The organism is Streptomyces sp. AF1A (genome assembly GCF_047340315.1).
GTDB lineage: Bacteria > Actinomycetota > Actinomycetes > Streptomycetales > Streptomycetaceae > Streptomyces.
Window position 1 is genome coordinate 14,271 of sequence record NZ_JBLEBI010000052.1, and the last position, 23,789, is coordinate 38,059.

21 protein-coding genes, 1 tRNA gene and 2 pseudogenes are annotated in these 23,789 nt (G+C 69.5%); 12 read left to right on the plus strand and 12 right to left on the minus strand.

All coding sequences use genetic code 11. The features are described from left to right. The first annotated feature begins 20 nt into the window (after positions 1–20). Both ACLU3S_RS16875 and ACLU3S_RS16880 read left to right on the plus strand, forming a co-directional pair. Complete coding sequence (locus ACLU3S_RS16875; RefSeq protein WP_413952684.1) at positions 21–1,586, plus strand: IclR family transcriptional regulator C-terminal domain-containing protein; 1,566 nt, start codon at positions 21–23, stop codon at positions 1,584–1,586. Positions 1,587–1,660: 74 nt separating this feature from the next. Next, positions 1,661–1,736: transfer RNA gene (locus tag ACLU3S_RS16880), tRNA-Arg, on the plus strand. A 68-nt stretch (positions 1,737–1,804) separates the two neighbouring features. On the opposite strand, the pseudogene ACLU3S_RS16885 reads toward ACLU3S_RS16880, so the two are convergent. Further along, positions 1,805–1,951, minus strand: a pseudogene (locus tag ACLU3S_RS16885) (site-specific integrase); the annotation flags it as partial. Positions 1,952–2,024: 73 nt separating this feature from the next. Between ACLU3S_RS16885 and ACLU3S_RS16890 the strand changes: the two are divergent. Further along, positions 2,025–2,825 carry a transposase gene (locus ACLU3S_RS16890; protein WP_413952685.1) on the plus strand — a complete coding sequence of 267 codons (801 nt, stop codon included), beginning with the start codon at positions 2,025–2,027 and terminating at the stop codon, positions 2,823–2,825. Between the two features lie 272 nt (positions 2,826–3,097). On the opposite strand, the gene ACLU3S_RS16895 is transcribed toward ACLU3S_RS16890, so the two are convergent. Continuing rightward, a complete protein-coding gene (locus ACLU3S_RS16895) occupies positions 3,098–4,231 on the minus strand; it encodes a VanZ family protein (protein ID WP_413952686.1) in 1,134 nt (377 codons plus the stop codon). A 644-nt stretch (positions 4,232–4,875) separates the two neighbouring features. On the opposite strand from ACLU3S_RS16895, the gene ACLU3S_RS16900 reads away from it, so the two are divergent. Next, on the plus strand, positions 4,876–5,364 hold the full coding sequence (locus tag ACLU3S_RS16900) for a PH domain-containing protein (RefSeq protein WP_413952687.1): 489 nt from the start codon (positions 4,876–4,878) through the stop codon (positions 5,362–5,364). 56 nt (positions 5,365–5,420) lie between these two features. Next, on the plus strand, positions 5,421–5,732 hold the full coding sequence (locus tag ACLU3S_RS16905) for a hypothetical protein (protein ID WP_413952688.1): 312 nt from the start codon (positions 5,421–5,423) through the stop codon (positions 5,730–5,732). Between the two features lie 759 nt (positions 5,733–6,491). Here the strand turns inward: ACLU3S_RS16905 and ACLU3S_RS16910 are convergent. The 5 genes from ACLU3S_RS16910 to ACLU3S_RS16930 form a co-directional block, all read right to left on the minus strand. After that, positions 6,492–7,073: a hypothetical protein gene (locus ACLU3S_RS16910; protein ID WP_413952689.1), complete on the minus strand. Its 582-nt coding sequence runs from the start codon at positions 7,071–7,073 to the stop codon at positions 6,492–6,494. Beyond that, the gene (locus tag ACLU3S_RS16915; RefSeq protein WP_413952690.1) at positions 7,070–8,956 is read right to left on the minus strand and encodes an alpha/beta hydrolase; all 1,887 of its coding nucleotides are present in this window, start codon (positions 8,954–8,956) and stop codon (positions 7,070–7,072) included. Before ACLU3S_RS16915 ends, ACLU3S_RS16910 begins: the two co-directional genes overlap by 4 nt. A 5-nt stretch (positions 8,957–8,961) precedes the next feature. Beyond that, entirely contained in the window at positions 8,962–9,354 is a 393-nt protein-coding gene (locus ACLU3S_RS16920) for a hypothetical protein (RefSeq protein ID WP_413952691.1), read from the minus strand. A 233-nt stretch (positions 9,355–9,587) separates the two neighbouring features. Further along, on the minus strand, positions 9,588–10,940 hold the full coding sequence (gene mycP / locus ACLU3S_RS16925; RefSeq protein WP_413952692.1) for a type VII secretion-associated serine protease mycosin: 1,353 nt from the start codon (positions 10,938–10,940) through the stop codon (positions 9,588–9,590). 1,247 nt (positions 10,941–12,187) lie between these two features. Next, positions 12,188–12,565, minus strand: a complete 378-nt coding sequence (locus ACLU3S_RS16930; RefSeq protein ID WP_413952693.1) for a hypothetical protein — start codon at positions 12,563–12,565, stop codon at positions 12,188–12,190. Between the two features lie 110 nt (positions 12,566–12,675). Here ACLU3S_RS16930 and ACLU3S_RS16935 point away from each other — a divergent pair, with 110 nt between their 5' ends. The 4 genes from ACLU3S_RS16935 (at position 12,676) to ACLU3S_RS16950 (ending at position 18,305) form a co-directional block, all read left to right on the plus strand. Beyond that, positions 12,676–13,236, plus strand: coding sequence for a hypothetical protein (locus tag ACLU3S_RS16935; RefSeq protein ID WP_413952694.1), 561 nt, complete (start codon positions 12,676–12,678; stop codon positions 13,234–13,236). 419 nt (positions 13,237–13,655) lie between these two features. Beyond that, the gene (locus ACLU3S_RS16940) at positions 13,656–13,994 is read left to right on the plus strand and encodes a YciI family protein (RefSeq protein WP_413952695.1); all 339 of its coding nucleotides are present in this window, start codon (positions 13,656–13,658) and stop codon (positions 13,992–13,994) included. Positions 13,995–14,330: 336 nt separating this feature from the next. Next, on the plus strand, positions 14,331–14,708 hold the full coding sequence (locus ACLU3S_RS16945; protein WP_413952696.1) for a hypothetical protein: 378 nt from the start codon (positions 14,331–14,333) through the stop codon (positions 14,706–14,708). Positions 14,709–15,275: 567 nt separating this feature from the next. After that, complete coding sequence (locus tag ACLU3S_RS16950) at positions 15,276–18,305, plus strand: SpoIIE family protein phosphatase (protein WP_413952697.1); 3,030 nt, start codon at positions 15,276–15,278, stop codon at positions 18,303–18,305. On the opposite strand, the gene ACLU3S_RS16955 is transcribed toward ACLU3S_RS16950, so the two are convergent. From ACLU3S_RS16955 to ACLU3S_RS16965, 3 genes and pseudogenes are all read right to left on the minus strand, one after another. Beyond that, positions 18,306–18,446, minus strand: a complete 141-nt coding sequence (locus tag ACLU3S_RS16955) for a hypothetical protein (protein ID WP_413952698.1) — start codon at positions 18,444–18,446, stop codon at positions 18,306–18,308. It abuts the gene before it with no gap. A gap of 57 nt (positions 18,447–18,503) precedes the next feature. Next, a pseudogene (locus tag ACLU3S_RS16960) lies at positions 18,504–18,593 on the minus strand (alpha/beta hydrolase); the annotation flags it as partial. A gap of 46 nt (positions 18,594–18,639) precedes the next feature. Beyond that, positions 18,640–19,341: a rhomboid family intramembrane serine protease gene (locus ACLU3S_RS16965; RefSeq protein WP_413952699.1), complete on the minus strand. Its 702-nt coding sequence runs from the start codon at positions 19,339–19,341 to the stop codon at positions 18,640–18,642. Between the two features lie 177 nt (positions 19,342–19,518). On the opposite strand from ACLU3S_RS16965, the gene ACLU3S_RS16970 reads away from it, so the two are divergent. The 3 genes from ACLU3S_RS16970 to ACLU3S_RS16980 all read left to right on the plus strand — a co-directional run bounded on the left by ACLU3S_RS16970 (position 19,519) and on the right by ACLU3S_RS16980 (position 22,161). Next, complete coding sequence (locus ACLU3S_RS16970) at positions 19,519–20,469, plus strand: slipin family protein (protein WP_413952700.1); 951 nt, start codon at positions 19,519–19,521, stop codon at positions 20,467–20,469. Positions 20,470–20,720: 251 nt separating this feature from the next. After that, positions 20,721–21,221, plus strand: coding sequence for a glutathione peroxidase (locus tag ACLU3S_RS16975; RefSeq protein ID WP_413952701.1), 501 nt, complete (start codon positions 20,721–20,723; stop codon positions 21,219–21,221). Positions 21,222–21,312: 91 nt separating this feature from the next. Then, positions 21,313–22,161 carry a MerR family transcriptional regulator gene (locus tag ACLU3S_RS16980; RefSeq protein WP_413952702.1) on the plus strand — a complete coding sequence of 283 codons (849 nt, stop codon included), beginning with the start codon at positions 21,313–21,315 and terminating at the stop codon, positions 22,159–22,161. Between the two features lie 142 nt (positions 22,162–22,303). On the opposite strand, the gene ACLU3S_RS16985 is transcribed toward ACLU3S_RS16980, so the two are convergent. Both ACLU3S_RS16985 and ACLU3S_RS16990 read right to left on the minus strand, forming a co-directional pair. Next, positions 22,304–22,495 (minus strand): DUF397 domain-containing protein, encoded by a 192-nt coding sequence (locus ACLU3S_RS16985; RefSeq protein ID WP_413952703.1) that lies wholly within the window; start codon positions 22,493–22,495, stop codon positions 22,304–22,306. A 189-nt stretch (positions 22,496–22,684) separates the two neighbouring features. Then, entirely contained in the window at positions 22,685–23,542 is an 858-nt protein-coding gene (locus tag ACLU3S_RS16990; RefSeq protein WP_413952704.1) for a helix-turn-helix domain-containing protein, read from the minus strand. Positions 23,543–23,789: the final 247 nt, after the last annotated feature.

A 23,789-nucleotide genomic window follows, 5' to 3' on the forward strand; every position in this document is an offset into this window, starting at 1 on the left:
CGGACGAGGCGGTCGGGCCGTTGCTGCGCGGGGTCGGTGTGCTGCGGCGCCTGACCGAGGCGGGCGGCACGCTGAGCCCGAGCGCGCTGGAGCGGGCCACCGGGCTCGCGCGGTCCACGGTCGACCGCATCACCGCGACCCTGGCCCGCATGGGCTACGTCCGCCTCGACGGCAGGGACGTCGTCCTCACCCCCCGCGTGATGGAACTGGGCAACGCCTACCTGGCCGCCCTGCGCCTGCCCTCGCTGCTCGACGCGCACGCCGACGCCCTCGCCGACGAACTGGACGAGTCGGTGTCCCTCGCGGTCGCCGACCTCGACGGCATCCGCTTCATCCACCAGGCCACCCGCCGCCGCGCCATGTCCGTCAGCTTCCGCATCGGCGACCTGCTCCCGGCCGAACGCACCGCGCCGGGCCCGCTGTTCGCGACGGAGTGGACCGAGGCGGACTGGGCGCGCTGGCGTACCCGCAGGGCGGCGGACCCGGCGGACGCCTCCTTCCCCGCCGTACCCGCACACCACCCGTCCGTCGCGGACTCCACCGAGGCCTGCGCCGACACCTTCGCGGAACGGGTGGAGCGGGCGCGCAGGGACGGCTGGGCACTGGACGACCAGTTGATCGAGCCGGGACTCGTCGCGGTCTCCGTACCGGTACGGGACCCGGTCAGCGGCCGCCTCGCCTGCGTGGCGAACGTGGTCAGCCACACCAGCCGGCACTCGGCGGCCGACCTGCGCGGCACCCTGCTGCCCCGGCTGCGTACGGCGGTGACGGCGATGGAATCCGCCCTGCGCACGACGCCCGCGCCCGAACCCGGGCCACCGCCCTGCGGCCTGGCGACCTGGACGACGGCCTCCAAGCACCAACTGGGCCGCGGTTTCGTGGAGTCCCTGGCCCGCGGCCTGACCGTGCTGACCGCCTTCGGCGAGGGCCGCTCGGCGCTGCCGCTGACCGAGGTGGCCCGCGCGACCGGCCTGTCCCGAGCCACCGCACGCCGCGCCCTGCTCACCCTGGAGCACCTGGACCTGGTCGCGCCGGCTCCCGACCGCACCTTCAGCCCGACCCCCCGCGTGCTGGACCTGGGCTTCCCGCCCTTCTCCCGCACCACCCTGCCCCGACTGGCCGAGCCCCACCTGCACTCCCTGGCGGCCCGCGTGCACGAGTCGACCGCGCTCGCGGTGCTGACGGGACAGGGCACGGAGATCCAGTACACGGCGGGCGCGGGCGCGAGCCGTGTCCTCACGGTGCGCATAACCGTCGGCACCCGCCTGCCCGCTGCCGCGACCTCCCTGGGCCGCGTACTCCTCGCGGACACCGCCTCGCCCCTCCCCCGGGACCTCGCCGAGGTCCGCGCCCGGGGTTACGCCCTGGTCGACGAGGAACTGGACTCGGGCCTGCGCTCCATCGCCGTACCGGTACGGGACCGGACCGGCCGGGCCGTCGCCGCGCTGCACATCGCCACCCACGCGGCCCGCCGCACCCTGGACGACTGCGTCCAGGACCTCCTCCCGGAACTGCGCAGAACCGCCGACGACATCCAGACCGACCTGCACACCGCGTCCCGCTTCACCCACGTCCCCCTCTTCTGACTCCCCACGCCCCACCCCGCCCGCCCCTGATCCGGTACCCTGTCCACCGAGCGTCCACCAGGACGCCGACCCACGCCTTCGTAGCTCAGGGGATAGAGCACCGCTCTCCTAAAGCGGGTGTCGCAGGTTCGAATCCTGCCGGGGGCACCAGCCAAAAGGCCCCGGACCGATCTTGGTCCGGGGCCTTTGACATCCACCTTTGACATCAACGGGGTCGGTCACTGACGACCAGGCCGCTTCCGCAACAGCCGATCCATGTGGCTCATGGCCTCGCGCTGCGTGTCCTGCACGACGTGGGTGTACACGTCCATGGTGATGCCGGTCTGGGAGTGGCCCAGGATCTCCATCACGACGTGGGGCGGGACTGTCTGAAAGTTCGTGTAAGCCCGGTGTGACCGGTCTGGCAAGAGATGTGGCCTCTGCCGGGAAGGATCACGGATGGGCAGCAAGGATGAACGGCCCTGCGAGAGTTCGAACATCGTACGCACGGGGGCCGAGTTGGCGAGACTGACCGAACTGGACCGCGAGCTGGCTGAGCAGCTGGTGGCCCGGGCTCGCACCGAAGGCGTCAATCTGGTCGGAGAGAACGGCCTGCTGAAGGGGCTGGTGAAGCTGGTCCTGGAGGGCGCGCTGGAGGCCGAGCTGACCGATCACCTCGGCTACGAGAGGGGCGACCGGGCGGGCGCCGGTTCGGGCAACTCCCGCAATGACACCTCTCGCAAGCGGGTGCTGACCGACGTCGGACCGGTCGAGATCGACGTGCCACGCGACCGAGCCGGCACGTTCACGCCGCAGGTGGTACCCAAGCATCAGCGGCGAGTGGAGGGCTTCGACGAGGCGATCTTGTCGCTGTATGCCAAGGGCCTGACAACGGGGGAGATCCAGGCGCCTCTCGCGGAGATCTACGACGTGGATGTCCCCCGGGACCTGCTCTCGCGGGCTACTGACAAGATGGCCGAGGAACTGGATGCCTGGCGCAACCGGCCGCTACGGCGGCATCGCTGGGCGGTTTACGTGGCACGAGCGCGGCCGTCTGCGGCCGTAACCGTAGTGCTTCGAGACGGGCTGACTGCGGAGGGGTGGCGTCCGGGCGGGGCGACGTCGCCGGGCAGAAAAGGCTGGCGGGCGCCGAGCGCCGTTCCGCCGCCGTCACGGATTCGGCCGCGTGAGCGGACCGCCCCCGAGGAATTGACTGACGGGGAGCCGGCTGCTGCCGCGCTGTGGCTGAGCCCGTCGTAGACGCTCCGCTAGGTGCACCGCCATGGCACTTACGGCTGACCATCCAAGCTCTCCGATCTCGCCTCGACGCCGGTCTTCACGTCCGGTGTCACCAGGATGGAGCCCGGCGTACTGGATCGCAGAAAAGATCCACTCGGGCCGGTGGCACGGCGGCAGTTCGGCCGCCCCGGTCTCGGCCTGACGGATAGCCCAGGCGCCGTTGACCAGACCGATGTGGCTGAGGGCCTGCCGGCAGTTGCCGAGCAGCTCACCGCTTGCCGAATCGAGGGGCATCAGCCGCAGCCCCCGGATCTCTCGCTCGGGCCGCTGTCGCTGGCGGTGACTGCGGAGAGGTCGACGTCGAGGAGGTGTCCAACGGAGTTGACGGTCACCTTCAGCGATGTCATGGCCGGCATGCGGTCGTCGCGGTAGGGATAGGTGACGGTCCACGTGCCGCCCGTGCCGTCGTCTGCACGGTCCACCACCGGCCGCTTCGCGTCGGCGGTGGGGTAGTGCGCGGCCACGTACCGGCCGGCGGTCCGCACGGCGTCCGCCGCGTCGTGCACGGACCGGGCGGAGCCCCGGATGGGGTACCCGACCGCCGTGCCCTCGGTCCAGGGACCCATCGAGACGTCGATCTGGAACCGGTCCGGGTGGGGCCAGCTCATGGAGGCCATTCCGCTCGGTTTCAGCTCGGCCCACAACTCTTCGTCCACGCCGTCCAGACCGCACGGCGTGCTGTCCATGACGCGGACGATTCTGAAGTCGTCGCCCAGCGCTTCGCGGACCGCTTGGCCGATCACCGTCCGTTGCTCCGCGGATGCCTGCCTGCTCGGCTCGGCGTGGTCGACGACCCGCAGGTCGATGGCGGTTGTCATCAGGCAGGCGACGGCCGTGAATCCCGCCCCGGTCGCGACCGGGAACCAGCGTTGACGTGTGGGCCAGGGCGACAGCCGCGAACGGGCGAGGCGAAGGGACAGGACCCCGATGCCCACGCCCGCAGCGGCGCCCGCGGCATTGGTGATCAGGTCGCTGGTGTCGCAGTAGCGGCCGATGACCGGAAGGACGGCCTGGAGGGTCTCGATCCCGCAGGCCAGGAGGACGGAGAGCAGCAGGGGAGGCATCGGGCGCCGGGCCGCGCGCACGCCGAAGAAGCCGACCGGCACGAACAGGGCGACGTTCATCCAGCCCTGGGCTGTCCCGAACGGCTCCCACACGTCCTTGCTGACCGTGCACCTCACCACTCCCGCACCAACGGGCCTGAACCAGAGCGTCAGGAACAGGGCGGCCGTCGTCGAGGCCACCCAGGCCGCGTAGGCCCAGGGCCGGTCCGAGCGGCCACGGAGGCCCTGCCAGACGACCCCCAGAACCGCCGCCGCGACGAGGGCGACGTACAGCAGGTGCCTCCCGAAGACGAGAGCGAGCAATGCCGTGCCTTTCGAAAGCGCGAGGGACCGGTCGGCAGCGCGCGGGATCAGCCGAATCGGAGTTCATCATGGCGCCGACAGGTCACGGCCACTAGCTCAGTTCATGACCAAATTGGCTCAACTCTGGCCACTGGCTTGACTCGTGACCAAGCTCCAGCAGTCGGTTCGCGCGAGACTTCAGCGGCTCGGCGCTGCTCTGGGCGACTGCCCGGACATCACCGCAGCGCGAACCCTCGTTGCTCGAATCCCTAAAGCGGTGCTCGCTCAACGACAAGTCCGGCGGCGGTGACGGCAGCGCTGACGGCAACGACGGTGGACGGCAGCGGTGCTCGACGGCCCAGCGCGGGACTGGCGTCGTGCTGCCGCCCCAGCCCACCGATGCCTGCCTGCATCTTCTGAGCGCTTGTCCTCGCTCGAGTCCCGCCGGGTGCATCAGAGGGGCTGCGCACCGAAGCGCCCTTCCACATGACGGACGCCTGGTTCGGTCGCAGCTGCCGACGCACCTTCGACACACTCCGTGTCGCGGGTGCCCTCCGCCAGTCTCCGGCGCAGGTCGGAGGACTGTGAGGGCTGATCTACGCATTCACTCCGGACGTTGCCCGTTCCAGGTTCCGTGGTAGGACGCTAACCCCTACCATCCTCGCGTGGAGGAGAGACGAATTGGCTTTGGCCCACGCGAGCAGCGAGGTATTCGGATGCGCGCACTTGGCTTTGTGGTGCTGGTCGGCCTCGTAGCGGTGCTGATGGTGGCCAGGTCGCACGGGACCAATTGGACCGCCCTCGCCGTGCTGGGGGTCGCCCTCATTACCGGCGTCCTCACAATGTTGCGGTCCGCATCCGGCGCGACGTTGCTGACTCCTTCGAGCGTGGTTCTGACCACCGTGTTCAGTCGGAAGTCCGTGCCATGGGATCAGGTCACCCGCATTGAGGTCCTCGGCCGCCGCGGCCGTTATGGGCGGTACTGGCGGATAGCCCGAATCCACCGTACGGATGCGCGTCCACTGCCGCTGCCCGGCCTCGTCGAGGCCGGGGCGGGCCTGTCCAAAGCCGAGTTTCAAGAGCAAGTACGCACCTTGCTGAACTACTGGCAGCAGGCGACCGGGCGCACCGAGGAGGTGCTCTTTACGCCCTGAGCCCGCCGGAGTTCGGCCGTCGGCACGGCACCGGACATCACGGGCTGACATCAACGTTGGCGGTCAACGGCGGACCGGAATGTCCGAGGGCGTTCTGTGACGCCGACGAGCCCGAGCGCTACCTCGGCACCAGCCTCAGGAGCGAGGAAGAGGTCGAGCTGATGAGGGAGCCCGGCACCACGCTCAACATCGCGGCGGCCGAGGCGCCCAACGACACCGACGCGGAGTACCTTCAGGCGACCGCCTGCCCAGAGGTCGTGGCCGTCGTCGGACGCCTCGCACAGGTCATGGTCGCGAACGACCTGCGGGAACTCGTCGCGCTGCAAGATCCCCAGACAGGAGCATCAGCCGACCACTCACCTCTGTAGAGCCGCAGCATTGAGTGTGTAACTGCGTGACAACGCCGACGCACAGCGGCGAACAACCACGGACTTCTACGGGCCGTGGCAGCAGGTGAGAGACATACCAGCGCGACGTCAAGCGCCCAGCGGAGTCCGGTCGGGACGAAGAGGTCGGGATTAAAACCCGCCACCCTGACACTGTCCGCGAAGTACCACGAGACGAGCTGCGTGGCTGGCATACGGCTCGACCAGGGGGCGCCCCAGCATGTGCGGCTCTTCCCGGTTCCGTTCCGGTTACTGTACAAAGAATGCCAGTTCGTCAAGTACTCGACCGTCGAGGTCGACGTGCAGCGGCACCATGGGGACCGCCGACCCGAGAGCTTGCGCCCCAATCTGCAGACTCTCAAGGTCACCGAGCGCCTAGGGACAGCGGACGGCTGGCGCGAACGCTTCTCGCATGTTCGGCCCCTCGTGGCGCCGTCCCTGTGCTCCATAAGGCGGGACCAGGAGGTGCGGGGTACGTCGCTCGACGTCTTCCGCCCAGCGGAGTTCAATGGCTTCCGCTTCGCTCCTGCCGACCCCTGGCCCGCTTCGAAGGCGGCCCTTGGCAGATCAGTTGGACCTACTCGCGCAGGATCTTCGTCAACTGGGGGAGTGTCTAACCTCGATCTTGCATGAGGGTCCGTCAGCAAGCTGACGGACCCTCATGCAAGATCGAGGCTAGGCCGGCTTCGGCACCCCGGACGCCAACAAGCACTGCCTTCACGGATCGTCAACGGCGCCTTGTCAGTACTCCTTACCGAGGTCCGTCCCCTTCGGCGCACGGAAGCAGTTGGAGACGACACGGACCTGGATCATCGGCTGCTGGGTTCCTGACGAGCCCGTGATGTGCAAGGAAGCGTTGACCGAGAAGGGTTCCTTCTCTGAATCGGCGGTGAGTTCGAGGTTCTTGTTTGCACTGGTGTCACGACCATATGCGACGACTTTCCAGCCGTTCTTGGGCAGGCTGTCCCGCAGGCGCTGGAAACCGGCCTCGAGTTTGTCGGAGGCCACTTCGTAGATCGACCAAGGGTGGCGCATGCGATAAAGGTGATCGGGGTCATCGTCGCAGAGGGAGACGCCAGCACCTCCCTCTGTCACCTTGCCTTCCTTGATTCCGATCATGTCGAGAATCTGACTGGAGAGGTGGTTGGCTTTCGTCCTCGCCTGGTCGACCGCGAGCGTCGTCGGCTCGGCGGTCCTACCGGCGTCATTCACGTCCTTTTTTGTCATGTCCTTTGAGCATCCCGTCATGACGAGGGCCACAACACTGGCCGCGGCGCAAAGGGCGAGCCGACGCCGTGGGAGCAGATGCCTGAGCCAGTTCACTTCTCTTCCTTAACGTCACCATATTTGCCGACGACGACTGCCCCTTGGTTCTCCAGTGATGTCGAGCCGGTGTCCCAGTAACCGCTGTGGCCACTGGTATCCACGTCCATCCGATGTCCCCCGAATGCATCGTCGGACGGCATGGTCGTGATGTAACCGGCGTTGTAGGGAATGCCGTGGTAGTACTGCACCCCCCACTTCTCTCCTCCCAGGAACTGTTTGCCGAGGTAGGGCACCGGATCGTCGCTGGCGGCCTCGGACCAGACGTGGTTGCTGCCCACGCCAAGGTCGCTGGCGTCGCCCACCAGCATGCCCGGACTGCCGGCGACCACGATGTCGTTGGCCGCGATGTGGTGTGCCTTGGCGGCGGCGCCGACGACGGTGCTGCCGTAGCTGTGGGCGATGATCGTCGTGTGGCTTGACGGCGTGCATGCTTCAGAGCCGCTGCGGGCGGTCTGCAGCCCGTCCAGGAAGTTGTTCAGCTTGGGGGCTGACTCGTAGGCATAGCTCGGTGAGGGGGAATCGGTGAGGATGTTCTGCGGGGCGTCATAGCCGAGCCAGGTGATGGTGGACGTGGTCTTGTCGGGGGCCTGTGCATGGGCCTCCTGCCACGTATCGGTCATCCGCTTGATGTCGCCGCCGACGTTCGCCAGCCGCGCCGTTGTCCCCGGCACGTACACGGCTGTGTTGTCTGCTGTGTCCGGGTTGCCATTGGCGATGATCGCGTGTCCGAGGCCCTTGGTGTCGAAGCCGAGCAGGTACGCCTGTGGCAGGCCGGGCTTGCCGTCGGGGCCGGGCACGCCGCTTGCGTCCAGCCGGGCCTGGATGTCGTCCATGCCGCTGAGCATGTCCCGCACCTGCACACCGCCCTTCTTCTTCCACTGTTGCCAGATCGGGTTGACGACGGCTGAGGGAGGGTCGCCAACCTGGACGTATTGCGGCGGCTCGGGCCCCAGTCGCTCGTATTCTCGCGCGAACTCTGCTCGGGTCTCCGCCAGCACGATCCGGTTGGAGGTGTCGCGCACCTCTGACGGCAGGCCGTCGAGCGCGCCGATCCGGGCCGGGTAGAGGGTCGCGTACTCGTCGCGTTGCTCGTCAGTGAGGCTGTCCCACCACTTCCTGTTCTCGACGGGAGACCTTCCGTGCGGGATCTTCTTCTCGTCGAGGTAGCCGGCGACGGACTTCTGCACGGCTTGCATGTCCTTGGCCGCGTCGATCAGCATGTCGTCGGTGACGTCCAGCCCCGCCGGGGCCTTCAGCTTGCGGAGCAGGGATGCATAACGCGCGTCGATCTCGCCTGCCTCGCGCACAGCGCTCGCGATTTGTTCCGCGACGCTCTCGGCCATGGCCTTGATGGGATTGCCGCCTCCTTCGCCCTTGCCCGGCAGAAAAGGGACTGGCGCGCCCGCTCGCGCTGTGCCACCGCCCTCACCGGGGGCGAATGGCACGACAGGGTCAGCTGGCGACGTGCCTGGGGCGTACGGCCCGTAAGGAATGGGCGCTGGGGTGCCGTCCTTCGCGATGGGCGGTGGATACGTCACCGAACCGTCCTCGTTCACCGTGAACTTGAGCGCCTCGGCGTCTTCCAACGCCTGCTTCACCTTCCGCTGAGGCCCCTCCAGTTCGGCGGCGAGGGATTCCAGCGTCGTCCGGATCAGACCGCACTCGCCGTGGATGTACTGGTAGTTACGACTGAGCCGGTCCAGTTCGCCGGCCGCCTTGGTGGCCGTATCCCCCTTTTGCGTAGACCGGACAGGAATCGTCATCTCCCGGTCTACCCGAAGGCGGGCGGCGTCCGCGCGATGGCTCACCTTGCCCCAGCCGCCAGCGGCGTCCCGGTACTCGGACAGCTTCAGGTCCCGAAGTTGCTGCCATGTGGGCACCAGCCTCACCTTGCCCAATCCGGGCGGTTGCCCACGTGAACACGGTCCACTCGGCCGCCGACGTGCTGGTCGACCTCACCGAAGTGCTTGCCGGTCTTGGCCAAGGTTCCGTGCAGCCGACCGCATTCGTCGCGTACAGCAGTGAGCCGGGCATCCCAGGTGGTACGCAACTCGTTCAGCGCGGCCGTGCACTCGAATCCCTCAGTGCCGACCGCCATGCCGGCGCTGGCTTCCTTGAGGTCGGTCAGACCGTTGTTGGTGTCCGTATGCAGTGCCTCCGCGACGCCGGACGCGCTCGTCCACGGTGTCTTGCTGGTCCGGAGATCAGCGTTGCCGTTCCCGGCGCCTCCGCCTCCCCCGCCGTTCGCGCTCGCCAATTGCATGTGGCTGCGTCCCACGTCTCCGGTCCTGGGCGGAACTCCTACGGCCTTCTCCCAGTCAAACCCCACGCGCTTGTCCTCTCCATTCCATGCGTGGCCCTCCCCCTGTCTCGCCGTACGTCGCCGAAATGCTGTGAACGTGCGACCGCAACGCTGTGGTGGTCGAGAAGCACAGTAATAACGCTGCGTCGAATGACCCATCCGTATCAGCCACCAGCGCGTCTGAGTACGCGTACTCAGCCGGCACCCGGTCATCGATCGGACGAGGGGAAGCTGTTCGGCGGAACCGGGGGTGTGTACGGCGAGGGCGCGCCCCCTGGGGTTCCGTAGGGCGATGGGCGGGGTGCTGGGTGGGGCGTTGGGAATGGTGCTGTGGTCGTTCGACGCCTGCGGGCGACGGCGGCAACCGTGATCGCGGCTGCGAGGAGTACGACAGCTCCGAGGCCCAGCGTGATCCAGAGAGTGTTGTCCGTGCCGGATGAGGAGGATGCCGCGGTTGAGTTGTCAGTCCTGGCCGGTGCCGCGGCGCCTGCGGTCTGGGAAGCTTTCGGAGGCGTCGGATTCGACGCCACATCCTTGAGGTCCGGGAGCGGATACACGTTGGCGGGGCCGGGATCGCCGGGGTTTTGCAGGGCGATTCGCGGACGGACGATGCCGTAGCCGATCGAGTCGTTGCGCTTGGCGCCGTCCGTGGGGGCTCCGATGGTGTTGAGCATGACGCGGAGGACCTGGTTGTTGGTCCAGTCAGGGTGCTTGGACCAGATCAGGGCGGCACTGGCTGAGGCAATGGCGGTGGCTTCGCTGGTGCCGTCGGTCTTGCAGAAGCCTGTCACGCTGGTGCAGGCGGCGACCATGTCAGCGCCAGGAGCGGACATGTCCACCTGGGGGCCGTATTCGGACCACGAGGTATGCCGGAGGTCCTTGCCCACCGCTGCCACGCCTACGACACCAGGCGTCGCTGCGGGATACTCGACCGGATTTCCCTTGTCGCCACTGTTGCCGACGCCCGCGAAAATCAAAGTCCCTTTCTCCAAGGCGTACTTGACAGCAGAAGTCACGTCTGGCGAGCCCTGCTCTGCCCCCATCGAAATGTTGATGACCTGGGCACCCGCGTCCGCCGCGTAACGAATCGCCTTCGGGAGCACCTGGTTGAACTGCTGGATGGCTGCTGCCTCGTTGGCCGCCGTTGTGGATTTCGGCATGCGTACCGGGAGGATCTTGGCCCCGGGAGCGGGCCCGAAGGTGCCGTTTCCGCCGTCTGCGGCTCCGGTTCCGGCGATGAGGCCGGCCATGCCCGTTCCATGGCCGTCGTAGTCGGTGCGCTCGTCTCCCGCCTGGCCCTCGGCAAAGTTCTTTCCGTGCAGGACTTGACCCTTCAGATCAGGGTTTTCCGCGTCCACTCCGGTGTCGATCACGGCGACCGTGATGCCCTTGCCGGTGCTCGTGCGCCACATCTGCTCCGCCTTCATGGCGTCGAGGAACCACTGTTGCGCACGCATCCCCTCCGCATACGCCGGCCGGCCCGAGGCGCCCACCAGGAGCAGGCCCAGCACGGCTGCTGCTGCGGTCTTACGGCGCCCGAGTCGGGCCCTCTTGAAGAGCATGGGCTTTCCTTCGCTGTCCGCGGACGGTCACTCGGTGGTCGGACGAGCGGAACGGCGGTCGCCCTTCCGATTCCGCTGCTCCTTGGATTGGCGGCCGCCAGCTATGGCTGCGGTGCTGCGCGGTTGATCTGAAGACGCTGATGGCGTCTCCCGCGGAGTCGCATTGGCGCGCGTGCTGCCTGACCGCTTGAGGGTGGGCGCGCCACCCGAGATGCCCCCTCGCAGCGGAGCCCCCGAGTTCAGGGACCCCCGGGACGGCTCCTGCGTGCCGGCGCCGACGGCTCTTCCATAGGGCGAGGCGGTGCGACCACCAGAGCCCCCGGTGGCGCTACCAACCGGCTGGGGCGCAGGCTCACCGATGCCTGTCGTAGGCCGCCCCACAGGGCCGCAGGTGGCCGGACTTTCCGTACCCACCACCGTTCCGCGGGAGATGGCCCCTGTCGGCCGGCCCGTAGGAGGCGTGGTCGGACGGCCCCCGACAATGTCATTGCCGCCGCTGCTTCGCATGCGTCCGGGATTCGACGTCGGGACTTCCCCGCCTGGCGCCAAGGGAGGCCGTCCCGGAATCGCCCCCTGCCCCGGCTCTACCGGACCGACTGCCATACCTACTCGTTGCGCCGGCATTCGTCCTCGTTGCGGAGGACCAGCAACGTCTTTACCCGGCGTCACCGAGCCAGTTACCGGCCTGACAGGCCCCCCAGGTGTTCTGGCCCCGCCACTCCTGAACGCAGGAGGGACGATCGTAGGCTGTGCCGGACCGGGGCCGTCGACCCGACCTGCGCCAGGCAGACCACTGGGCGTGCTCGTAAGCGTGTTCGCCACCGTGTGTGGGGCATGGGGCAACGTGCCCACAGAGTCGATGCCCATCCGGGAAGGTGGCTCGGGCTTCCCCACCGGAGGGTGCTGCGACAAGCCCCCGCGATCGGACGGGGTTGTCGGCGATACGGAGCCCGAGCTTGAGTGCGTCACCGGTCCCTGGGCGACTGCGTGCGAGGGCACGCCAGTCACCGCGGGAGCATGGTCGACGCCGCTTCTCGCCGGGCCAACGACGTGCTGTCCCGGCCAAAGGTCAGGGACCCCGACGGCGGCACGATCGCTTTCGGCGGCGGCGGAAGATGGAACATGACCTGCTGCCATAGAGCCGGCCCAGTCGACCGCCAGCCGTAGCTCCTGGCAGGCAGCGGCGGTTCGCCGCATCTCGTCCTGCTGGTGACGGCCTCTCTTGCGCTGCCCCGTTCAGGAACTGATCAAGGCGCCGGTCCTTCCGGTTTCACCGCGTCGAAAAGGGGCCAGCCGTCCACCTCCACGATCCCTGTGGTGGGAAACAGCCCACGGACCAAGGCCTCGTCGAGCAACGCGCGTACGCTGCCGGGCTCGTGGAGATTCAGGTACTTCCGGTCGGATAGGCGCACCACCGCGCCCTCGTCGAAGTAGCCGTCGGCGATGGCACGATCGGCGGTCGGCCGGAACAGCAGACGTAGACAGGACCGGTTCCCGGCACGCCACAGGGTCAGCGTGCTGCAGCAGCCGGCGTAGCCCCGCACACGATCGTGCCGGTGCCCGAAGCGCCAGCCGTACACCGTGCCGCCCACCAGCATGCGGCGAACCCTGCGCCCGTTCCCCATGACGGCACTCTAGAGGGATTGCAGCGAGGGTCTGCCGCGTCATCATGGTGCGCATGGGGGGGTTCAACGGTTCGTACGTGGTCCGATACGGCTGGACACGTACTGGCGTCATGAGCGTCCTGGCCATCGCCCTGCTCATGGGGGCGGGCCTCCTTCCGCACGCGGAGCCGCCGGAGACGGACCACATCGAGCTGGTGCTCAGCCCCTTCGCCGTGTGGATCGCGGCAGTCTGCTCCAGCCAACGCAAATGCGTGCGGGTGGACCATCAGGGAATCACGCTCTACCGCCTCCTTCCTTTCCGAAGGCCTGAGTTCGTGGCCTGGTCCGAGGTCGTGGCGGTGGACTGGTCGGCCAAAGGCTCCCCGTGGAAGCGCAGCAGCGGCCTGGAGGTCTACCGCCGCGCTCCTCGGCCGGCCACCGCCCGCCCCTCGACCGACCCCCGGCTGGAGGCGCTCGACACCTACCTTTCCGCGCAGGTCGACCCGGACTTCGTCGCGACGTTCCGGAACACCACCCGGATCAGACGCTCCACGACCTTGAGCCGCATCGACCCCGTCCTCCTGGCCACTGCTGTCGCGCGTCTCGCTCCTGGTGTGCGGCACTTCGGCGATCTCGGCGACGTTGCGCCCGGTGGCCACGCCAGGGGCCGTCAGTCCGATGGGACATCGTGAGGGAGCGGAGGCATCGTCGATGAGACGGAGCGGCCGATGGTCAAGGGCCCATGAGACCGGTCGGACGTCACCGACAGGACAGGGGGACCATGGCGGCCCTGCCGGCCTGGTACCGATCGCTCTTCGGTGAGAACGCTCGGCCTTCGCTGCGACGGAACGCGAGCGGCTGCTCGGCGCCGGTACGGATCAGGTGCCGAGCGCGGGCCTTCCCGGCATGCGGCGACTGGGGGGATACGGCCGGGGAGGCGTGGGCGTGCTTGGCGGGGGAGCCACCGGTGGCCGGGGCATGGATTCGGCCAGAGGCCGTTTTCGCGGCTCCCCGGCGCGAAGGCCGTGGGAGTGAGAAGCTGACACGCGGTCTGCCGGACCGGGAGCAGCGACCAGGCGGCCGGTGGTCGCCGAGCAGGGAGGCGAACGCAATGGCGCGGTATCTGATCTCGTTCGACGACGGATCGATGACCTTCCCCGAGGAGGACTTTCCGGCGGTCGGCGAGGCATCCCACCGGGTGGTCCAGGAGGCCAAGGACGCAGGTGTCTGGATCTTCGGCGCCGGAGTGGAGCGTCAGCGGGCGAGCATCGTGGCCGCCGACGGCACGGTCACGGACGGGCCGTTCCCCGAGACCAAGGCGGTCGTCGGTGGTTTCTCGATCATCGAGGTCCCGTCGCGCGAGGACGCGCTGATGTGGGCGGCGAAGATCGCCGAGGCCTGCCGGTGCGCACAGGAGGTGCGCGAGATCATGTACGACCCGGAGAGCTGAGTCACCGACCCGAGGAGCCCTCGAGTGAGGGGCGGGACCGGCTCGGTGACCCGGCGGCGGGTGCCGGCCTCCGCCAGGATGTCCAGGAGTTCACGGGCGATGCCGGCCTTGCCGGAGCTGGACGTCCCGTTGAGCAGAAGAGCGTTGGCCGACGGGCCTGCCGGGCGCTGTGGAGGGGTATCGGTCGGCATGTCTGGTGGCGGCGGAACGGTTCGGGCATCGGGCGGGCCTCCAGCGGCTCGCCGGTCGGTCGGCGCATCCGACGCCGGCGCATCCCCGTACTCGCCGCCCCGGCCGCCACTGGTCAGCGCAGTCGAGATCGAGGACTCTGAGGGCATGCTGCTGCCGCTGACCCATGAGAAGACCGAGCGCATCGAGGTCGTCCGCATCACCGACCCCGTCAGGCACCTCAGTTCGGAGAACCTGGCCGGTGACACCGCCGCGATCTGGAGCGGAGACCAGGCCCAGCAGGCTCTGTCCCTGATCGCCGATCTACCGGGAAGTGAGCAGTACCGCTGCTTCTTCCCGGGCTGGGGCATCCGGGCGCACAGCTCCACCGATCAGCTCTTCGAGATCGCCTTCTGCTTCCGCTGCCACGGGGCCCGCGTCTGGGGGCCGGAGGTTCCTGCCGAACAACGAGGCCAGACCTTCGACGCAAAGAGCCCTCCCGCACTTGAACTGCTCCACCGGTTCCGCTCCTGCCTGCCCGGCTGACGATCAGGTCTCGGCAGCGTTGGGGGCGGAGAGATGGCCGTGCCGTGCCGGGGCAGGCGGTTTGATGACCTTCTCCGCCCTGTACGGCAGCCACTCGGTGAGTCGGCCGACCGGGTCGGCACGGGCCTACGTGGTGCAACCGAAGGGAGCGGAATGCCACTTGAACGTGCGTCAACTCGAACGCGCGTCAGGTGCCGGCTCCCCTCCGGTGGCCGCCCACAGCCGACGCACCGGTCCCCGTATGCACCCCGACGCCACGGTCCCCGCATGCGCGCCGACGCCACCGTCCCGGTATGCGCACCGGCACCACCGCCACCCGACACCGGCGCCCACCGCCGCCCAACGCCCACCCCACCTTTACCGCCGCCCAACGCCAGCCCCTGCGGTCACGCGGAGTGAGGCGGTGCGACATACGGTAGACCATTGCGGAAAAAGGTAAGAACCGATTAAATCGCCTAAATTTCGACGCACTAGGATGGTTCGGGCGGGTGGAGATCACTGCAGTCCACATCTGATCACATGCAGCCCAGCATGTAGCCCAGCGATGAGCGGAGGCGACAGTCGGCCGTGGTGAATACCAGAGGCAGCGATGCGAACGACATCACTTCCGTACCCCGCGCCCCCCGTCCGCTGCACGAGCCGCAGGGACTGCGGACCGTGCCGGCCGTGCGGCCCCTGCAGCGGCACCGCATGCGGATGCGGCTGCTCGACGCCGTGAACGAGGACCGGCGCGACGTCGAGGTCCTGCTGACCGCTCTCCAGCAGGCGGTGGCGGAGGTGCACGGCCTGGGCGGCATGGTGCATCTCCCGGGCGGCGGCATGAGCGGCATCCTCTACCTCGTCGCCGACAGTGGTCTGCCGGAGTCGATGACGCGGCCCTGGCTGATCATCCCGGTGCGGGGCGCGGCGCCGCCCAGCAGGGCCGCCCGCGGCGACACCATGGTCTGGCAGCCCGAGCTGGCCCCGCCCGACCCGGTGCCCGGCCGCGACCCCGCCGCCCTGTGGCCCTCCCGGCTGCCCGCCGGGATCGGTCATCTCTCCGCCCCCATCCCGGGCTGTGGCCGGCGACGCGGCGCGCTCTCCGTCCTGTTCGCGCCCGGCGACAAGCCCGTCGCGGCGGAGTACGCGTTCCTGAACGAGGTGGCGGTCTGGATGTCGGGACGGCTCATGTCGTCCGGGATCCTCAATCCGTCCCCGACCCTCCTGCGCGACCTGGGGAGCGATCCGCAGTCGCGGGAGACCTCCCCGTGGGACGTGGGCGGGGCGCCCAGCATCACGTACACCTGGGACCTGCGCACCGGCGCGCTCACCGCCGACCGGCCGGTCGAGGAGGTGCTGGCCGGAATCGATCCGGGGGTGATGACCGGCGGCATCGAGGCGTGGGCGGCCCTGATCCACCCGGACGACCTGCCGGGGGCGGTGGCCGGCTTCGACGCGGGCATCCAGCTGCGCGGCGGCTTCCAGAACGAGTACCGGGTGCGGCGCCAGGACGGCACGTACGTCTGGATCGAGGCCCGTGCCCGGACGGTCACGGACGAGGCGGGGACGCCGGTCGAGGTGATCGGCACCATCCGGGACAGCAGCGAAACGCACGCCGCCGCCGAGTCGGTCGGGCAGGCGCTGCGGCACATGAGCGACGGCTTCGTCTCCGTGGACGCCGACTGGCGCGTCGGGTTCCTGAATCAGGCCGCGGAGCGGCTTCTCGGCCCGGCGGGGGACGTGGCCGGATCCCTGCTCTGGGACGTGCCCCCGATGCGTGCCGTGCCGGGGCTGGAGGAGCGGTGCCGGGCCACGGCGGCCCGGGGCGAGCCGGCCGGGTTCGACATACCGGGCCGGGACGGGACGTCCTGGTACCACCTGCGGCTGGTGCCGGGCCCGGAAGGTCTCACGCTCTACATCACCGACACCACCGAGCGGCATCTGCGGGAGGCCGAGCGCGCCGCCGCGGAGCGGGCCGCCGCCGAGCGCGCGGCCCTGGTGCAGCGGATCACGCGGGAGCTGGCCGAGGCCGTCACGGCCCAGGACGTCATAACGGCGGTGGCCGACGGTGTGATGACGCCCCTCGGGGCCTCCGGACTCATCATGATCGACGTGGTCGGCGACCGGCTGAACGTGATCGGCTCCCGGGGCTATTCGGAGTGCTTCACGCGGATGCTGAACGATCATTGGACGGCGCTGGACACGGCGGCTCCGGTCGGGGAGGCCCTGCTCACCCGCACCCCCCTCTTCGTCTCCTCCCCGGAGGAGTGCCGGGAGCGCTACCCGTCGACCGACATCCTGATCTGGGAGGGCGGCAAGCAGGCGTGGGCCTTTTTGCCGCTGACCGTGTCGGGACGCGGAATCGGCGCGGCGGTAATCTCCTTCGACGAGCCGCGGGTGCTGGACGACGACGGGCGAACGCTGCTCACCGCGGTCAGCGGGCTGATCGCACAGGCCCTGGAACGGGCGGGGCTCTACGACGAGGCGACGACCCGGGCCCGCACCCTCCAGCGAAGCCTGCTGCCGCGGGCACTGCCCGAGCTGCCCGAGGTGACGGCGGCGGCGCGCTACCAGCCGGCCAAACAGGGGGCCGACGTCGGTGGCGACTGGTACGACGTGATCCCGCTGTCCGCGGCCCGGGTGGCCCTCGTGATCGGCGACGTCATGGGCCACGGCATGTCCGAGGCCGCCACGATGGGCGGGCTCCGCACGGCCGTGCGCACCCTGTCGGAGCTGGAGCTGCCGCCCGACGAGATCCTCGGCCACCTCAACGACATCGTGGGCGAGCTGGGCACCGACGCCTTCGCGACGTGCCTGTACGGCGTCTACGACCCGGTGACCCGCTGTCTGTCGTACGCGAGCGCCGGCCAGCCGCCCCCGGCGGTCGCCCACCCCGACGGCACCGTCACCTTCCTGTCGATGGCCCCGGACCCGCCCCTGGGGGTGGCCGCTCCGCCCTTCGAGACCCTCGAGGTCGTCCTCCCCGCCGACGGCCTGCTCGCCCTCTACAGCGACGGCCTGGTGGAGAGCAAGGACCGGGATGTGACCACCGGCATGAGCCACTTCGCCGAGCTGCTCTCGCAGTCCGTGACGTCCCTGCCGACCGTACCGGCGGACGCGTCCGGCCTGGACGCCCTCTGCGCCGCCCTCACCTCCGCCCTCCTGCCCGCCCACGGCGCACTGACCGACGACGCCGCCCTGCTGCTGGCCCGCACCCACCCGCTGGCCGCGGAGAACGTGGCCGAGTGGCCGTTGCCGGAGGACGCGGTGGCGGCGGGCCAGGCCCGCGACCTGGTCCGCACCCAGCTCGCCGCCTGGAACCTCACCGACGAGGAACTGATCATGACCACGGAGCTCCTGGTCAGCGAGCTCGTCGGGAACGTCGTCCGGCACGCCTGCGGCCCCATCCGGCTGCGCATGCTCCGCAGTCGCACACTGATCTGCGAGGTCTCCGACGCCAGCCTGACCACGCCGCACATCCGCCACACCTCCGCCACCGACGAGGGCGGCCGCGGCCTGCAGCTCATCTCCGCGCTGTGCCAGCGCTGGGGCACCCGCCACACCCCGACCGGCAAGTCCATCTGGACCGAACAACCCCTCCCCGGACAGAACAGCTAGTCAGCCGCGGGCGAATGCGAGGAGGTCGGCGTCGAACCGCCCCGCGAACTCGGGCACCATCGACAGGCCGTGCGGGGCGCCCTCGTAGACGTCGAAGACCTCGATCGGCAGCCCCTCCGGGTTCGCCTCCGTCCTGAGCATCAACGGGGGGATCGCGCCGAGCAGAACCACCTTGGCGACGCGGTCCGAGCCGTGCCGGGCGATGTAGCGGGTGAGCCCTCCGCCACCGGTCGGGTGACCGACCAGGATGACGTCGCGAAGGTGGAGCGCCTCGATGACCGAGGCCAGGTCATCGGCGTACGTGTCGAGGTCGTTGCCGGGCCCCGGACGGGCCCTACAGCAGGCCGAGGTCGCCGAGTTCCTTGTGGAGGTCCGCCCGGGGGTGGGCGGAGGGGGCCGGGGAACCGCCGCCGCTCGCTGCCGGGCGGGAGCGGCGGTCGCGCAGGAGCCAGGCTCCGGCCAGGCCGCCGGCGAGCCCTCCGAGGTGTGCCGGCCAGCTCACTCCGGGCGTGCCGGGCACGGCGACGGTGAGGAGGTAGGCGAACGAGGCGCCCGTGACGACGCCGATGAGCGTGTCGATCAGGTGGCGGTCGAAGAGGCCCCGTACGACGACGTAGCCGAAGTAGCCGAAGATCAGGCCGCTGGCGCCGACCGTCTCCGCGTCGCCCCGCTCCAGGAACCACACCGCCAGGCCGCTGGTCACCGCGATCAGCAGGGTCAGGCCCAGGAAGCGCGCCACACCCCGGTAGGCGGCGAGGAAGCCGAAGACGAACAGCGGCCCGGAGTTGCTCTCGATGTGGGCCCAGCTCCAGTGCAGAAGAGGCGCGACGAAGATGTCCGGCAGTGTGCCGAGGTCGCCGGACGCGATGCCGTAGTCCCGCGAGAGGGCGTAGTGGTCCCCGGAGTTGGCGAGTTGCAGCAGCCAGACCACCGAGAGGAACCCGAACATCACGAAGAACGCCTTCCGCGCCTCCGCGATCATCTGCTCGGCACCGATGGACGTGGCGCCGGCCCGACGGCCTTCCGACGTGGCCATGGCACGCTCCCCTCCCCCTGCGGACCGCCTCCGCACCACCGCGCACTCTAGTGGTGCACGGGCTGTACGGCTTTCTTTACTCTTCCCTGACGCGGCGCCCGCATCCAGCGACCCCGGCCCGGGTGTCCTCCCCGTTGTCCGCAACCGGACGGACGTAGCGTCGGAGATGGGAGTGCCATGGAAGGCACGGTCGTCGCAGTGGTGGTCGTGGTCCTGCTTCTGCTGCTCGTGCTGAAGAGCGGCATGCGGGTCGTCAACCAGGTGGAGCGCGGCGTCGTGTTCCGGTGGGGGAAGGCGCTGCCGAGCCACCGGCAGCCCGGCATCACCTTCCTGATCCCGTTCGCCGACCGGATGCGCAAGGTGAACGTGCAGGTCGTGACGATGCCCGTGCCGACGCAGGAGGGCATCACCAGGGACAACGTGTCGGTGAAGGTCGACGCGGTCGTCTACTTCCGGGTGACCGACCCGGTGCGCGCGGCCATCGAGGTGCAGGACTACGTCTTCGCCGTCGGGCAGGTCGCCCAGTCCTCGCTGCGGTCCATCATCGGCAAGAGCGACCTCGACGACCTGCTGAGCGACCGGGAGCGGCTGCACGAGGGGCTGGCCCTGATGATCGACAGTCCCGCCGCCGGATGGGGCATCCACATCGACCGTGTCGAGATCAAGGACGTCCAGCTGCCGGAGTCGCTGAAGCGGTCCATGTCGCGGCAGGCCGAGGCCGAGCGGGAGCGGCGGGCCCGGGTCATCACCGCGGACGGTGAGTTCCAGGCCGCGCAGCAGCTCGCCAACGCCTCCCGGATCATGTCGGACACGCCGGAAGCCATGCAGCTGCGGCTGCTGCAGACGGTCGTCGAGGTGGCCGCCGAGAAGAACTCCACGCTCGTCATGCCGTTCCCGGTCGAGCTGCTGCGGTACTTCGACCGGGCCGCGCAGAAGATCGACGCCGATCTCGGCACGCCCCGGCCGAGTGCGGCCCCGGCTCCGCAGCCGGCCGAGGCCCCGGCGCCGGCGTCCGTGGAGCAGGCTCCGGCCGAGCAGGGCCATGAGACGGCGGCGCCGCCGCACCAGGCTCCGGCACCGTTCCAGCAGCCTGCCGTTGCGGCGCAGGAACACGTCGACCGGCCGTAGCCGGCCTCAGCGTCACGCACACCGCGCCCGCCGCCACCACCGTCGTCCCGGCGGCGGGCAGGGCCGGTGTGAGTGGAGCCGCACAGGGCGGGGCCGCGCAGGGCGGGGCGGGCGGTGCTGTACGTCCGCCCACCGGGCGGGGACGCCCTGAGGGAAGCGGCAGGGCCCCGGAGGGACGAGCGGCCGCGGCGGACCCGTGGTCGGCGGACCGGCCTTCACCGCACCGCGGGCGGAGCGCATAGCATCCGGGCATGACGACTGCTGACCACAACGTGCTGAATGTCGAGATCGGGGCCCTCACCGGCGGCTCCGCGAACCTGCCGCAGTACGCCGGCAAGGCCGTGCTCATCGTGAACGTGGCCTCCAAGTGCGGCCTGACCCCGCAGTACACGGGCCTCGAGAAGCTCCAGGAGCGGTACGGCGACCGGGGCTTCACCGTCCTCGGCGTGCCCTGCAACCAGTTCCTCGGGCAGGAGCCCGGCACCGCCGAGGAGATCGCCGAGTTCTGCTCGGCGACGTACGGCGTGACCTTCCCGCTGACCGAGAAGGTGGAGGTGAACGGCGAGGGGCGGCACCCGCTGTACCAGCGGCTGGTCGGCTTCGCCGACGCCGAGGGCCACAGCGGGGACATCCGCTGGAACTTCGAGAAGTTCCTGATCGGTCGGGACGGCCGGGTCGTCGCCCGGTTCTCGCCGCAGACCGAGCCGGAGTCGGACGAGGTCGTGGCCGCAGTGGAGGCCCAGCTCGGCTGAGTCCGGGGCCGCTTGACCCTGCCCCTGGGGCAGGGCGCAACGTCCTCCTCGCCGGGCGGAACGGATCCGCCCGGTGACGGAGGATGGCATCGTGAACGAGGAGCTGCTGACCATCGGCGCCTTCGCCGCGCGGTCCCGGCTGTCGCCCAAGGCCCTACGGCTGTACGACCGGCTCGGGCTGCTGGTCCCGGCGCTCGTCGACGAGGCGAGCGGCTACCGCTACTACCGCGCCGACCAGGTCGAACGCGCCCGTCTGGTAGCCCTGCTGAGACAGCTGGACATGCCGCTCGCCCGGATCGCCGAGGTGGTCGGGGCCGAGGGCGCCGACGCGGCCGAGCGGCTCGCCGCCTACTGGGCGAACGTGGAGGCCCGGGTGGCCGGGCAGCGGACTCTCGCCGAGTACCTCCGTGGACGACTGTCAGGGAGGAGTTCCGAGATGTACGGGACATTCGTGGTCGAGACCGTGGACGTGCCGGCGCAGGTGGTGATCACCGAGTCGCGGCACACGCTGGCGGACGAGCTGCCCGTGTGGATCCCCACGTCGCTGGGCCGGCTGGAGGCGGCGGCCCGGGAGTGCGGGGGCGTCACCGGGGCGCCGTTCGTCGTCTACCACGCCGAGGTGTCGATGGAGAGCGACGGACCCGCCGAGTCCTGTGTGCCGGTGGCCGACGAGGCGGCGGCGCGGAGGTGGGCGGAACGCGCCGGGCGCGCCCGGCAGACCGGGGTCCGGGTGGAGCCGGCGACCCGGCTCGCCTACACCCGCATCACCAAGGCGCAGGTGGCGCATCCGCAGATCCTCGCCGCCTTCGAGGCGGTGGAGCAGTGGACGGCCGCGGAGGGGCTGGAGATGGCCGGGCCCTGCCGGGAGATCTACTTCGCGGACTGGGAGGCGGCGGGAGCCGAGGACCCGGTGTGTGACGTGGCGTTCCCCGTGCGGTAGGCGGGGAACGGGAGAGCCCTCTCGGCAAGGACGGCGACTGGTCGAGAGGGCTCTTCGGGTGGTGCGTGTGCAGTTGTCGTCGTCGGACGGTTGTCTGACGTCGTCCGACGGATCCGACGGACGAGAGTCAGGGGAGAGCCCCTTACGCCTTGACCGAGGCCACGAAGGCGTTCCACGCGTCGGTGGGGAAGGCCAGGATGGGGCCCTCGGGGACCTTGGAGTCGCGGACGGCGAGTTCGGCGGTCGTGGGCGACTTGACCTCGACGCAGGCGCCGTTGCCCGCGGAATAAGAGGACTTCATCCACGTCTCCGAAGCGCCCTGAATCAGTGCCATGTCCACTCCTGTTGCGAGTTGCGATAGTGCGGTTCACGCCAACCTTGTCGACTGATTGGCGTGATCGACGCTACCCGTCAACTGCCGCCACCGGAGGTGCCGTTCACTCGACCGGATGGCATATTCCAGAGGAGCCTTCCACGCGAGCGTATCCACGGTGTACGATCGCGCGCCCTCCGTGTCGCCGGCTCATTCCGCGTACTCTTTCGCCACCCTGTCGATGAATTGCCGGGATGCTTCCACGTTGAGGGACTGGGCCCGCAGATGCTCGTACATCACGGCGTACTTCTGCACGTCCTGGGCCTTCTCCAGGTAGAGGTCGCTGGTGACGCCCTCCAGGTACACCACGCTGGAGTCGGCCGCGTCCGCGAACTCCAGGATCGCGTACTGGCCGTTGAGACCCGGATGCGCGCCCACCTCGAAAGGCAGCACCTGCACGGTGACGTGCGGCAGCTGGGACATCTCGATCAGGTGCTCCAGCTGCTCGCGCATCACCAGCCTGCTGCCCACCTGCCGGCGCAGCGCCGCCTCGTCCAGCACGACCCACAGCCGCAGCGGGTTGTGCTCGGCGGTGATACGTTCCTGTCGGCGCATGCGCACCTGGACGCGCTTCTCGATCTCCGCCGTCGACGTCTCCGGCAACGCGCCCTGCACCAGGGCCTCGGCGTAGGCGCGGGTCTGCAACAGGCCCGTCACCAGCTGGGGTTCGTACACCCGCAGCGACTCCGCGTCGGTCTCCAGACCGATGTACACGCTGTACGGGATGTCCCCGAAGGTGTGCCACCACCCCTGCTGCCGGGAGTCCCTGGCCATCTCCATCAGCGAGTCGACGATCCGCTGGTCCTCGACCTCGTACACCCCGCACAGATCGCGCACGTCGCGCTGGCTGATGCTTCTGCGGCCGTTCTCCAGCCGGCTGATCTTCGACTGCGACACGAGCAGTCGCTCGGCCACTTCCTCGGCGGTCATGCCCTTGAGCTCGCGGAGCCTGCGCAGCTCCTGGCCCAGCCGGCGCCGCCTGACGGTGGGATTGACATTGGACGCCACGGGACGTGCACCTCCGGCTGCGTGCCTGTTCCTTAACACTTTCCGTATCTGCTGTTGAGCAGACTGCCACCAAGGTGCTTTCTACCGCTGGGAAATGGTGGATATGCAGCGGGTACGCGTCAGTTCGCCACTGGTTCGCCACCTGAGGGTGTGCCCGGCACGCAGTCGAGCGGGACGGCGGGACCGGAAGGGTCTCGCCGTCCCGCTCGACCAGCGGCTCCCGAGCCGGGTCCGGGGGACCCGGGCC

Bases quoted from the DNA above. Each gene is read 5' to 3' on its own strand.
- ACLU3S_RS16890 (WP_413952685.1), top strand. From the start codon at position 2,025: ATGGGCAGCAAGGATGAACGGCCCTGCGAGAGTTCGAACATCGTACGC.
- mycP (WP_413952692.1), bottom strand. From the start codon at position 10,940: ATGCTCTTCAAGAGGGCCCGACTCGGGCGCCGTAAGACCGCAGCAGCA.
- ACLU3S_RS16930 (WP_413952693.1), bottom strand. From the start codon at position 12,565: ATGGGGAACGGGCGCAGGGTTCGCCGCATGCTGGTGGGCGGCACGGTG.
- ACLU3S_RS16935 (WP_413952694.1), top strand. From the start codon at position 12,676: ATGAGCGTCCTGGCCATCGCCCTGCTCATGGGGGCGGGCCTCCTTCCG.
- ACLU3S_RS16940 (WP_413952695.1), top strand. From the start codon at position 13,656: ATGGCGCGGTATCTGATCTCGTTCGACGACGGATCGATGACCTTCCCC.
- ACLU3S_RS16945 (WP_413952696.1), top strand. From the start codon at position 14,331: ATGCTGCTGCCGCTGACCCATGAGAAGACCGAGCGCATCGAGGTCGTC.
- ACLU3S_RS16955 (WP_413952698.1), bottom strand. From the start codon at position 18,446: ATGCTCAGGACGGAGGCGAACCCGGAGGGGCTGCCGATCGAGGTCTTC.
- ACLU3S_RS16965 (WP_413952699.1), bottom strand. From the start codon at position 19,341: ATGGCCACGTCGGAAGGCCGTCGGGCCGGCGCCACGTCCATCGGTGCC.
- ACLU3S_RS16970 (WP_413952700.1), top strand. From the start codon at position 19,519: ATGGAAGGCACGGTCGTCGCAGTGGTGGTCGTGGTCCTGCTTCTGCTG.
- ACLU3S_RS16975 (WP_413952701.1), top strand. From the start codon at position 20,721: ATGACGACTGCTGACCACAACGTGCTGAATGTCGAGATCGGGGCCCTC.
- ACLU3S_RS16985 (WP_413952703.1), bottom strand. From the start codon at position 22,495: ATGGCACTGATTCAGGGCGCTTCGGAGACGTGGATGAAGTCCTCTTAT.